Annotated in this window: 10 protein-coding genes and 1 tRNA gene; 7 read left to right on the plus strand and 4 right to left on the minus strand. The window is 64.1% G+C overall.

Going from position 1 to position 12,049, the window contains the following annotated elements:
- Positions 1-198 precede the first annotated feature (198 nt).
- Positions 199-1,032 carry an ROK family protein gene (locus ACN6KF_RS14935; protein ID WP_434957593.1) on the plus strand — a complete coding sequence of 278 codons (834 nt, stop codon included), beginning with the start codon at positions 199-201 and terminating at the stop codon, positions 1,030-1,032.
- A complete protein-coding gene (locus ACN6KF_RS14940) occupies positions 1,029-3,422 on the plus strand; it encodes a glucan 1,4-alpha-glucosidase (protein WP_434957594.1) in 2,394 nt (797 codons plus the stop codon). Before ACN6KF_RS14935 ends, ACN6KF_RS14940 begins: the two co-directional genes overlap by 4 nt.
- 88 nt (positions 3,423-3,510) lie before the next feature.
- Here ACN6KF_RS14940 and ACN6KF_RS14945 read toward each other — a convergent pair whose 3' ends face one another.
- Positions 3,511-4,134: a LysE family translocator gene (locus tag ACN6KF_RS14945; protein ID WP_434957595.1), complete on the minus strand. Its 624-nt coding sequence runs from the start codon at positions 4,132-4,134 to the stop codon at positions 3,511-3,513.
- A gap of 131 nt (positions 4,135-4,265) precedes the next feature.
- Between ACN6KF_RS14945 and ACN6KF_RS14950 the strand changes: the two genes are divergently transcribed.
- Positions 4,266-5,405, plus strand: a complete 1,140-nt coding sequence (locus tag ACN6KF_RS14950; protein WP_434957596.1) for an FAD-dependent monooxygenase — start codon at positions 4,266-4,268, stop codon at positions 5,403-5,405.
- 37 nt (positions 5,406-5,442) lie between these two features.
- A complete protein-coding gene (locus ACN6KF_RS14955) occupies positions 5,443-6,114 on the plus strand; it encodes a DUF4386 family protein (protein ID WP_434957597.1) in 672 nt (223 codons plus the stop codon).
- On the opposite strand, the gene ACN6KF_RS14960 is transcribed toward ACN6KF_RS14955, so the two are convergent.
- Positions 6,093-6,947: a hypothetical protein gene (locus ACN6KF_RS14960; protein ID WP_434957598.1), complete on the minus strand. Its 855-nt coding sequence runs from the start codon at positions 6,945-6,947 to the stop codon at positions 6,093-6,095. The two genes, ACN6KF_RS14955 and ACN6KF_RS14960, sit on opposite strands and share 22 nt — an antisense overlap.
- A gap of 3 nt (positions 6,948-6,950) precedes the next feature.
- The gene (locus tag ACN6KF_RS14965; RefSeq protein ID WP_434957599.1) at positions 6,951-8,087 is read right to left on the minus strand and encodes a radical SAM protein; all 1,137 of its coding nucleotides are present in this window, start codon (positions 8,085-8,087) and stop codon (positions 6,951-6,953) included.
- Positions 8,088-8,741: 654 nt separating this feature from the next.
- On the opposite strand from ACN6KF_RS14965, the gene ACN6KF_RS14970 reads away from it, so the two are divergent.
- The 3 genes from ACN6KF_RS14970 (at position 8,742) to ACN6KF_RS14980 (ending at position 11,743) form a co-directional block, all read left to right on the plus strand.
- Positions 8,742-9,965, plus strand: a complete 1,224-nt coding sequence (locus ACN6KF_RS14970) for an aminotransferase-like domain-containing protein (RefSeq protein WP_434959681.1) — start codon at positions 8,742-8,744, stop codon at positions 9,963-9,965.
- Between the two features lie 80 nt (positions 9,966-10,045).
- On the plus strand, positions 10,046-10,537 hold the full coding sequence (locus ACN6KF_RS14975; RefSeq protein ID WP_434957600.1) for a hypothetical protein: 492 nt from the start codon (positions 10,046-10,048) through the stop codon (positions 10,535-10,537).
- A gap of 264 nt (positions 10,538-10,801) precedes the next feature.
- On the plus strand, positions 10,802-11,743 hold the full coding sequence (locus ACN6KF_RS14980) for a substrate-binding domain-containing protein (protein ID WP_434959682.1): 942 nt from the start codon (positions 10,802-10,804) through the stop codon (positions 11,741-11,743).
- Positions 11,744-11,834: 91 nt separating this feature from the next.
- On the opposite strand, the gene ACN6KF_RS14985 is transcribed toward ACN6KF_RS14980, so the two are convergent.
- Positions 11,835-11,946: transfer RNA gene (locus ACN6KF_RS14985), tRNA-Gly, on the minus strand.
- Between the last annotated feature and the right edge of the window lie 103 nt (positions 11,947-12,049).

Raw genomic sequence — 12,049 nt, forward strand, 5'->3', positions numbered from 1 at the left:
CAATAGGGCAACATTCCGCCTCAATCGAATGCCGGCGCCCAAACGGGGACGGATTCCGCCTCCGAATTGCCGCAGGGGTAACCAAGCTGGTAGGATCGCCACCAAAATAAAGCCGGCAACACAAGCCAGCCACAATTGCGCCTTTCCATCGACGAAGCCCAGTAAGGCTGGGGTCGCCGTCAATCAGGGAGCTTGCCCGTGGCCAAGGAGACATCCGACATCCTCGCCATCGACATTGGAGGCACCGGCCTCAAGGCGGCGATCATCAATCCGGACGGCCAGATGCAAGGAGAACGGGTGCGCGTTGCCACGCCCCATCCCTGCCCGCCCGATCTATTGGTCGAGACCCTGGCGGAGCTGGTCGCGTCCCTTCCCGCCTATAGCCGGATCTCGGTGGGCTTTCCTGGCGTGATCAGGCATGGCCGCGTCCTCACCGCCCCCCACCTTGCTCCCGATGGCTGGGACGGTTTCCCGCTCGGGCAGAAACTTTCGGCACGGCTCGGCGACAAGCCGATACGGCTGATCAACGATGCGGAAGTCCAGGGCCTCGGCCTGATCAGAGGCAAGGGCATCGAGCTTACCTTAACCCTGGGCACCGGAGCGGGGACGGCGGTGTTCCGTGACGGCGAGCTGATGCCGCATATGGAGCTGGCCCACCACCCGATTACCCGCTCCAAGACCTATGACGACTATATCGGCGAGGCAGCACGGGAGAAGATCGGCAACAAGCGCTGGAACAAGCGGTTGAAGCATGTCATCGACGTGCTTTTCGTGCTGTTCCACTATGACCACCTCTATCTCGGCGGCGGCAACACCAAGCATGTGAAACTCGCGCTACCGGCCAACGTCACGCTCGGCTCCAACGATGCCGGCCTCGACGGAGGTGCGGCGCTCTGGCGCCTGAAGAATTTCCACGAATCCGAAGAAGCGCCGGTGCCCCGCAAGGCTAAACCTTCCAGCAAGACCAAGCCTCCCGGCAAGTCTCGACCACCCCGCAAGGCCGAATCGATCGGCAAAAAGGGCAAGGCATGAGCGAAACCAATCCGCCCCCCGGTGCCCCGGGCGTCGAGCCACGCTGGACCTCGGCCGCCAAGAGCGGCATCGGCACTGCCGGTTCCGCGTCGAGCCGTGTCTGGTTCGCCCTCAGCCACGGCATCCTCAATGAGATCTACTATCCGCGCATCGACCTCGCCTGCATCAGGGATTGCGGCCTCCTGGTCACGGCGGCAGACTATTTTTCCGAAGAAAAGCGCGACGCCGACGGCGACATCCGCATGGAGAGCGACGGCATCCCGATCTTCGAACTCGTCAACACGGCGCAGGACGGGCGTTATCGCATCAGCAAGACTGTGCTGGCCGACCCCTTCCGCGACAGCCTGTTGCAGGACATTCGATTCGAGGCTCTAAAGGGCGAGACCGAGGATTACGGCCTGCACGTGCTGCTGTCGCCGCACCTCGTCAACCAGGGCAGCCACAACACCGCCTGGGTCGACGACTACAAGGGGCACGGCCTGCTGATGGCCAGCGGCAGCTACGGTTATTCGCTCGCCCTCGCCGCCTCGGTTCCCTGGCAGGCCCGCTCGGCCGGCTATGTCGGTTTTTCCGACGGCTGGCAGACCCTCAAACGAGGCGAAGGCGTCAACCCCGCCTGGCTCCGCGCCGAGGATGGCAATGTCGCGCTGAGCGGCACGCTCGACCTTCGCGGCAGCCAGGGCCGTGTGCTGCTCAGCCTCGGCCTGGGCCTCAGGCCGGAGGAAGCGGCTCTCAACGCCATCGCCAGCCTGCAGCAAGGGTTCGAGCCCGCGCGCCGGCGCGTGCGCACCATCTGGCAGGGCTGGCAGGCGGGCCTCGAGGATCTCGACCATATCAGCCCCGCTCGAGGCACCAGCTACCGCACCAGCACCGCCGTGCTTGCCGCCCATCGCACCGGCGCCTTCACGGGCGGCGCCATCGCCAGCCTGTCGACGCCCTGGGGCTACAACAAGGGTGACAACGATCTCGGCGGCTACCACCTGATCTGGCCGCGCGACCTCGTCGAGACGGCCGGAGGGTTCCTGGCGGCCGGCAGCCCGGCCGATGCGCGCGGCATCCTCGACTATCTCGCCGCCATCCAGGAGGGCGACGGCCATTGGGCCCAGAACAACTGGACCGACGGCCATCCCTATTGGGACGGCATCCAGATGGACGAGACCGCCTTCCCCATCCTGCTCTACGACATGCTCGTGCGGGCCGGCAGTCTCGATGCCACCGATGCCAGGCGCTTCGTACCGATGGTGGAGCGCGCCGCGAGCTTCGTGCTGCGTAACGGGCCGGTCACCGACGAGGATCGCTGGGAAGAGGACGCCGGCTATTCACCCTTCACGCTTGCCGTCGAAATCGCCGCTTTGCTCGCCGCTGCCGACGCCATGGACGCGGCGGATCGCCCGGATGCCGCCACGCTGCTGCGCGAGACGGCCGACGCTTGGCATGCCGAAATCGACGACTGGACCTTTGCCAGCGATACCGACCTTGCCAGGGCGCTCGGCATTCCCGGTTATTATGTCCGCATCGGCCCCGGCGACACCGAGGACGGGCCGGGCCTCGGCGGCAATGTCGCCATCAAGAACCGCTCCGCCCAGGAGGCCGTGCTCAGCGCCAAGATGCTTCTCAGTCCCGACGCCCTCGCCTTGGTGCGATTCGGCCTGCGTGCCGCCGACGACCCGCGCATGGTGGCGACCGTGAAGGCGATCGATCATCTCCTGAAAAAGGATCTGCCCAGCGGCCCCTGCTGGTATCGCTACAACAATGACGGCTATGGCGAGCATGAGGACGGCTCTGCCTTCGACGGCACCGGCGTCGGCCGGCTCTGGCCGCTCCTGACCGGTGAACGCGCCCATTACGAACTCGCTGCCGGCAGGCCTGAAGAGGCCCGGCGCCTGCTGGCAGCGCTCGAAGCCTCGGCGGGGCCTGGCGGCCAATTGCCCGAACAGATCTGGGACGGCGCCGACCGGCCGGAGCACGAACTCTTCCTCGGCAAGCCGACCGGCAGCGCCATGCCGCTGGTCTGGGCCCATGGCGAGCATATCAAGCTGCTGCGCTCGCTGCGGGATGGGGCCGTGTTCGACACCCCGCCCCAGACGGTCGAGCGTTATCTGAAGCGCAAGATTACGAGCAACCGCCGCTTCTGGCGGCTCAACCACCAGCGCCGAGCCATTGCCCCCGGCCAGGTCCTGCGCATCGAACTCGCCGACCTTTCGGCAATTCGCTGGAGCTTCGACGGCTGGGCCAGCCATGACGAAGGCCGAACCCATGATGCGGGCCTGTCCCTCCATGTGCTCGACCTGCCGACCTCGACCCTGCCTGATGGCGCCGAGATCCGCTTCCGCCTCGCGCCGATCGGCGGCCCCTGGCTGGAGGAGGACTATCGGGTGACGGTGGGGTAGAAAAAGCGCAACTTCCTCGAATGTATTTGCCCTTTACCACGAAGGCCGCGCCACCCCTCACCCTTACAAATGAGGCGAGCAACTGCCTTCACGAACCCACCCCCGTCAGGGCCGAGGCCAACATCCAGACAGCGACCAGCGCCAGCATGAAGGCGTAGGCAAAGCCCTGGATGCGCAAGGCCCGGGGCGAGGAGAAGCGCCGGGCCAGCCACATCGCGCCGAGTGCCCAGACGAAATGCGAGACCAGACTGAGGATGGTGAGGGCGACGGCGATGATCAGGGCATTGGCGACCAGGTCTTTATCGGGCAATTGGAACTGGGCGTAGATGATGAGCAGGAGCGTCAACCCCTTCACGTTCAGGCCCTGTACCAGCATGCCACCCCCAAACCCCATCGGCGATGCGTCGGTGGCCGTCGACGCGCTGAGTGCCGAACCCCGTGCCATCTCGAAGGCGATATAGAGAACGACCAGTGCCCCGACGACCTGCACCATCGTGAGCAGACCGGGATAGTTGACCAGGAAGCCGGTGACACCCAGGCCAACCAGGAAAGCGGGCAGGAACACCATCAGGTCCATGCCGAGGATCATCGGCACCGATCGCATCAGGCCGTGGCGGCCTCCCGCCGCCGCGCAGAGGAAATTCGTCGGCCCGGGGCTGAACATCAGCGGAAAGACCAGCAGGAACAGCTTGACGAAAGCTTCGACACTCACCGAATGGCTCCGCCGTCATCATGTCGAGAGTTCATCACCACCCCTTTTTCCGTTTTACAGCCGCCCGCGCCCATACGACAATCAACCCCGTTCAGGCCTGCGGACACCCGGTTCGAACGGATCATACAAACATGTCGGGATTTCCCGAAGTCATCATCATCGGCGGGGGCATAGGTGGACTGGCCGTCGCCAACGCCTTGACGCAGGCGGGAATGAGCTGGGAGATTCACGAGCGGTCGCCACACATCGGAATGGGCGGCACCGGCCTGACATTGTGGCCCAACGCGCTCAGGGCGCTCGGTCGGCTCGGCCTCGACCGCGGCGTCCAGACCTTGGCCGACCCGCTGGAGTTGGGCGAGATCTATGACTGGCGGCAAAGACCATTGAAAACCATCCCGCTGACGCCGGTGCGCGAGCGTAGCGGCCTGCCTCTGCTCTGCCTGCGCCGGGTCGACCTCTATGCCGAGTTGCTGCGTCCGCTCGATCCAGCGAGGATCCATACGGGCAGCCGCTGCGTCGGCTATCAGCGTCAGGCCGAGGGCGCTAGCCTGACCTTCGAGGACGGTTCGGCACGTCGCGCTCCCCTGGTGGTGGCGGCCGACGGCGTGCGATCCTTCCTGCGCGATGCCATGATCGGCTTCTCGCCGCTGCGCTATGTCGGCTGGATGACCTGGCGCGGCGTCGCCAAACTGCCTGCCGGCACCTTCCCGAAGGGCCGCTACCGCGAGTTCTTCGGCCGCGGCAGCCGCTTCGGCGTATTCTGGATCCGCGACGACTATGTCTATTGGTACGGCACGCTGAACAGCGCCGTGCACGACAAGCCTGCCATCCATCCCGCGCACAAGGCCGAGGCCCTGGCGCATTTCGCGGACTGGCCGCCCCTCGCCCATAGCGTGATCGGCGCGACCGATCCGGAGGATCTGGTGCGAACCGGCGTCTATGACACCCTGCCGCTCCCCCGCTGGACCGACGGTGCCCTCGCTTTGCTCGGCGATGCCGCTCACCCGATGACGCCCGATCTCGGCCAGGGCGCCTGCCAGGCCATCGAGGACGCCCTGGCCCTGGTGCACTGCATCAAAGCCGGCTCGGAGCTTTCGGCGGCCTTGTCGACCTACCAGGGTATCGGGCTGGCGCGCACCTCGCCCCTCGTCGCGCGCTCGCGCAAGATAGGCAAGATGCGGCAATGGCAGACGCCGGTGACGGCCACACTGCGCAACACCATCATGCGACTGATGCCGCAAGGCGCCATCCTCAAACTGTTCGAAACCTGATGGCCGATGGCGGTAACAATCGAACAGGGGCACTCGGATGAATAGAACCGCCAGCATCGTGTGCCTCATCTGCGCCCTCAGCTATGCGGCGACCGGCGCCACCTTCTTTCTCGATCCGACCTCGCAATTCAAGACCGGCACGCTGGAGTACTGGAATGCGCTGGCAGGGGCGCCGTTCGGGCGCCAGGCCTTCCTGATGGCCTTCGCCCTGGCCGGTCTCACCGCTTTCTGCGCCATGAGCGAAGTGCAGCGCCTGATAGGCCCGGCGAGCGGCCTCGCCCGGCTCGCAGCCTCGCTCGGCCAGCTCGGCTTCGGTGTCACCGCCATCAGCTATGTCCGCCTGCTCGGCGGCGAGGCCCAGCGCGCCCAGGCCTTCGCAGCAGGTACGGATGCCGTGAGGCAGTCGATCACCTCCTTCTCACTCGTCCTCGATCCGCAAGGCTGGCTGATCTTCTTCCTGAGTGGCGTAAGCCTCCTGCTGTTCGGTGCTCTGGGCTGGCGGCTCGGCACGATCCCCAAGGTCCTGGCCCTGCTCGGCATGGCCGGCGGCCTGCTCTATGTCGTCGCCTTCATCGCACGCGCCAACCAGCAGATGCTGATCGTCGATGTCGCCGCAGGCCTCGGTGGCGTCATCATCGGCCCGCTTTGGTGGGCCGGCCTTTCCCTGCGCTTCCTCAGATCCGGCGATCAGGCCTCGGCGAGGCGGTAGGGCTCAAGGCCCTCGCGTTCGACCTTGCGCTGCCACTCCCTGAGGGCGCGCACATGGTAGAACGGAACGTGGCGGGACCAGATGTCGCGCCAGCGCGTAAACACCGGCCTTATGCCCCTGATTGCCCGCAGTACCGGCTCGTCACCAACCTTGTCCCATTGCCGGGACACGGTGCAGAAGCCGCCATGGGTGCAAAGCGCCAGATTGAACAGGAGGCGGTAGAGCGGCCTCGGCAGAAGACGGCCGAGATGTCGGCGCCAGGTCGGGCCGGCGTCCACTTCTGTCCCGTCGGCGAAATCGGTCAGCAGCACTTCCGCCTCGACCCGGATCCGAGCCAGGCGCGCGATGCGGACGACGAAACCCACGCAGCTCTGGTCGAGCAGATCGAAGCTGAGTTCACCCTCGCCCTTGCCGCGCTGGAGCGCCTCGATGCTGGCGCAGATGCCCGCGAAGGCCGGCCGGGACAGGATGACGCGCGTGATCAGCGGGTTCCAGGCGACACGGTCATATTTGTCCGGCAGCAGCAGCATGCCGGGCATGCGCAGGCCAGGGAAATCATCCGGCTCGATACCGGTGCTCTCATCAGGAAAGAAGCCGATAGGGCGAACACCGCCCTCTTCATCCACGAGCCGAACGAAAGCATGGCCGTGATTGCTCACCAGTCCCGGCACCTCCGACTTGCAGACGGAGACGATCTCCAGGACCGGTGTTTCAGGGCGTTCGGCCTCGGCCAGCCAGCGCACGGGTCGAAGCTCCGTCCACAGGGCCCGCTCGTCGATCGGGCCCCGCTTGCGGAGATCCAGGCGATCGGCCTTGCGCTGCCGGCAAAGCATGGTTCATTCCGCGGCCACTGCCCAATCGGCCCGCCGCAAATAGCTCCGATCGGAGACGACATGCAGGTTGCGCGCCTCGAAGCCGGCCACGAACTCCTCGTGGCTGGCGAAATAATGCATGAACTGCTCGCCCGACATCACCTCCTCGAAGGTCGGCGTCGCCTCGGCAACGCCGCGGACCCGTTCGAACATGGTGTCGAGTTGCGCCTGCTTGAAATCGAGATAGGCGCCCGGCGAGATCTGGACCAGGGTCGAGGTGAAGCAGCACGCCGTCTCGACGCAATCGGTCTGGATATCCGGCGGCACCCGTCCATTGGCGAAGACCCAGGCCATCCGATCGGGGAAGGCCAGCAGATAGATGGCGGCGATCAGTTCGAAATTGCCCTGTGTGTCGAAATCAAACTCGCTGGCGGGCCGGTTGTCGCTCGCCTGCGTCAGGATCGGATTCCAAGCCGGCATGCCGATGATCAAGGGCTCGACCGCGTCGCCATAATGCTCGATCAGCCGGCGGCCATGCAGGACGACGGAGAGGATATCGGCCTCGGTGACCTTCGACAGGCCGATCATCGCCCCGAGCCCGGCCTGCAGGCCGGCACGTATGGCCAATTCCTGGGAGCGCAGCCGATGCAGGAAGCCGACGGGCTCGTCCGTCTTTTTCTGCAGGCGCAATTGTTCGTCGACACCCCAGGCTTTCGGTCCGCTCGGAATATGATAGCCGTAGAGTTCGCGGTCATAGGTCTCCTGCCAGGTCAGCACGCAATCGAGCCCCTCCTGTCTGAGATCGCGATAGTGCTGCTCATGCATCGGCACAAGGCAGACCGAGACGCGCGCCTCCGGATTGACGGCCGAAGTTTCTTCCTTGAGGCCGCGCACCAGTCCCTTGAGATGCTGCTGCAGCAGGGTCAGGTCATCGCCGCCCGCGATTTCGAAATGGGAGAAGCCCTTGCGCGCCAGAATGCGTGCCTGCTCGCGGATGGCTGTTTCGGTGATGGAAAGGCGCACCATTTCCTTGTTGTCGGCGCGCCAGCCACAGAAACGGCAGGTGCTCGCGCAAAAGGACGTCACCTCGATCGGCACCATTGTCGCCACGCTCTGGCCGAAGGTTCTCTGGCGTTGCCTGCGGGCCGCCTCCACAACCATTGCACGAAGTTTCTGATCCGGATTGCGGCGTATAAGATGAAGAAGAGTGGCCGTTTCCTCAGGCAATAGGCCTGTCGACGACTCCCTATTCTCCAAGATGCTCGAGATAAGATCGACTCTATCGACCATCTCCATATCATCAGATACTTTATTTTCTTTAAATATTTCTATCGAATTGTCAAAAATAGAGAGATAGAACGAAGAAGAAATTGGATCAATCATCAGATTCCCTCCAACTTAATTCGCAGAATTAAGATAAAATCATGAATTCGCGCGACATGCAATGTCCTCTTAATGTTGTTTTCAGCGCCAACTAGTGTTATCGCGCCAGTAAAACAAGGATAATAGTACCAGTACAGCCTTTCCATGCCGCGATTCGGCCGGCCCGAAATCTGAAACTGACCCATGATCCCGACAGAAACCCATTCGACGGATCTGGTAGGTGATCGACCGCCTCCCTCACGCATGGTGCCGGCCTGCCTCGTGCAACAAGTGAAAAAATATGTCAGCATTGTTGACATATTTTTTCCCAAGGAGGATGCTGCACGCAACATGAGCATCGCGCCCTGAAAACGGGCAGGCTTTTTCCAATTGGAGGCGATGCCGTGGTTGTGTGGCGGCATGCGTCTTGCTGCCGTTTGTCAGGAGAACAGGATCTTGGACTGGGAAGCGATCTTCGCCACGCGGGCGGGACGGATGCGTGCCTCGGAAATCCGCGAACTTTTGAAACTGCTGGAACAGCCGGACATCATTTCCTTCGCCGGCGGCATTCCCGACCCCGCCCTGTTTCCGAGCGAGGCCTTCCGGACGGCCTATGCCAGCGTGCTCGGCGATGCCAGCGCAGGCGCGGCACTGCAATATTCCACCAGCGAGGGCTTCCCGCCCTTGCGCGACTGGGTGGTCAGGCAGATGCAGCGTATCGGTGTTACCTGTGGGCCGGACAACATCCTCATCACCTCCGGTTCTCAGCAGGCGCTCGATTATCTCGGCAAGCTGCTCATCTCGCCCGGCGATACCGCCCTTGTCACCTGGCCGACCTACCTCGGCGCTCTGCAGGCCTTCAACGCCTATGAGCCGCGCTATGACAGGCTGGCGCCGGTGGAGGGCAACATGACCCCTTCCGCCTATGCCGACGCCGCCGCGAAGGCCGGCGGGCGGGTGAAATTCGCCTATCTGACGCCGGATTTCGCCAATCCGACCGGCGAGACGCTGGACCGGGCCGGGCGCGAACGCGTGCTCGATCTCGCCCGCGAACTCGACATCGTGGTGATCGAGGACACGGCCTATCAATCCCTGCGCTATGACGGAGCCGATGTGCCGTCGATCCTGGCGCTCGACATTGCCCGCGAGGGCCATATCGACGCCACCCGTACCATCTCCTGCGGCAGCTTCTCCAAGACGCTGGCGCCGGGCCTGCGCATGGGCTGGATCTGCGCCGCAGCCGGTGTAATCAAGAAGCTGGTGCTGATGAAACAGGCTTCCGACCTGCACAGCCCCACCATCAACCAGATGGCGATGCACCATGTGGCAGAACATGCCTTCCCCGCCCAGGTCGAGAAGATCCGCGGCGCCTATCGCCATCGGCGCGACCGCATGCTGGCGGCCCTCGAACGCCACATGCCTGAGGGCGTGCGCTGGTCGCGCCCCGAAGGCGGCATGTTCGTGTGGGTGACGGTGCCCGACGGCATGGACGGCGCCCGCCTCCTGGCCCGCGCCATCGAGACCGCCCGCATCGCCTTCGTGCCGGGCCAGGCCTTCCACGCCGACGGCTCGGGCGCCAACACGATCAGGCTGAGCTTCTCGCTGGCCAATGACGCTGCGATCGACCAGGGCATCGAGCGGCTCGGCCGCGTCATTCGCGAAGCTGGCGCGGCCTGATCGCAGCGACCCTGTTTCCTCTGTCCCTCGCTCCGGAATGTGCTTAAATCCGGAGCGGGTACAGTCCACGGAACGGGATCATGACGGCAGAACCGACGAGACCGGCATTTTCCAACCGCCTGCTGGATTGGATCGGCCTCGGCCTGCTCTATGCCGTGCTCCTGGCCGTCCCGTTTTTCGGCGCGCGCTGGCTCGGCGAGATGCTGCCCTCGATCTTCCATCCGATTGGCCGCATCATCGCCAATGCCGTGGTGATGCCGTTCTTCTATCTGTGCCTGCATCTCATCCTCCGGCGCTTCGGCGCTCGGGTGCAGAACTTCATCATGCTGGTGGTGCTGATCTACGGCATCGCCACCTATATCGAACTCCAGCGCGCTTTGCGGACCGGCGACAACAATGCCTGGTTCAGCGCCTTCGTCGCCGCGGTCTATACGCTCGGCTTCGCCGCCCTCACCATCAACAGCCTGATCGCCTGGCGGCGCGAAAGGCGGGCCGAGCGTCTGGTGGCAGAGCGTGAAGAGGCGGAACGGCAAGCCGAAGCCTTCGCCAAGGCCCGGCAGATCGGACCCTGACACGGCCCCGTGCAGGCCAGGGCCAGGCGATCGCGCCGCCCTCGATCTGCTGAAGAAGGCTCGATCCCAGGCGGCCTCGGGCGATCGAAAAACCTGCCGGCACAAGAATGGTGGAATCTGCGGCATCTGGCAGTGCCCGCCGATGTAGGATGCTTCGTCGTGGATGAGCTTACCGGTCTTTCAGACTGGTGCCGGCATCATCACAACAACGAACAATCACATCGGGAGGAAATGATGCGACTGAAAGTTCTGGCCGGACGGATGATGCGCTGGGGGCTCGGCGCCGGCGCCGCGCTGTGCATAGCGTTCTCGTCTGCCCCGTCTCCGGCCGAGGCGGCCTCCAAGACATTCTACTGGATCTCGCACGGCTCGGCCGCCGACCCCGTCTGGACCTATTTCCTGGCCGGCGCCGAGCAATGGGCCAGGGACACCGGCAACAAGGTCAACACCTCCTTCCACAATGGCGACGTCGCCTCGCAGCAGGAGGCCATCCGCGCCGCCATCGCAGCGGGCGCCGACGGCATCGTCACGGCGAGCCCCGCGGCCGGCAGCCTGGTGCAGCCGGTCGAGGAGGCCAATGCCAAGAAGATCCCGGTGATCGCCTTCAACTCCGACGACAAGACCGTGCGCTTTTCCACCTTCGTGGGCGGGGACAATGTCAAGGCCGGCGCCGACCATGCTCGCTACCTCGTCGACAAGGGACTGGTGAAATCTGGCGATTTCGTCTGGATGCCGGTGGAAGTGCCGGGCGCGACCTATGGCGCCGACCAGGAAAAGGGCATCGCCAGCGTGTTCAAGCCGCTGAATATCCGCTGGGAGATCACCGACGCCACGCTCGATCAGGCCGATATCATCTCCCGCATGAGCGACTACCTCACGGCCAACCGCAGCAAGATCAAGGCGATTCTCCCCCTCGGCGACCTCGTCTCCGGCAGCATCAAGCGCGTGTTCGACCAGGTCGGCGTGAAGCCGGGCGCGATTCCGGTGGTCGGCTGGGGCAATTCGCTCGATACCGCCAACGAGGTGCAGGACGGCTATGTGATGGCGGCGGCCTGGCAGGACCCTCAGGCCCAGAGCTATCTCGCCCTCTCGCTCGCCGCGATGCAGGCCGGCGGAATCAAGCCCGGCTTCGACATCACCACAGGCTCCATGTACGAAAAGAACAAGGCCGCCGACTTCATCGCCCTGATGGGCGGCAAGAAGTAGGAAGTCACTGAACAACTGGCCAGCCATTGGCTCCAAAAGCAAAAAGCGGCCCCGAAGGACCGCTTTTTTGTTGTTTCCCCGAAGGGTCCACTGGAGCGGGAGAAGGGATTCGAACCCTCGACCCCAACCTTGGCAAGGTAGAGTGCGGTGTCATGATAACCTCTTTGTTTTCGCTCGCCAATTTGAGCTACTGATTTTCCCGCTCCCCGTCTTTATGCCCAAGTCTAGCGTCGGAAGGGCATTGACGGAGGCGGCATTGTGCGACGAATTCACGTGGGCATAGCGCTGAACCATGGCCAGGGATTT

It is taken from the genome of Labrys methylaminiphilus subsp. lupini (genome assembly GCF_051161885.1).
In the GTDB taxonomy this organism is placed as follows: domain Bacteria; phylum Pseudomonadota; class Alphaproteobacteria; order Rhizobiales; family Labraceae; genus Labrys.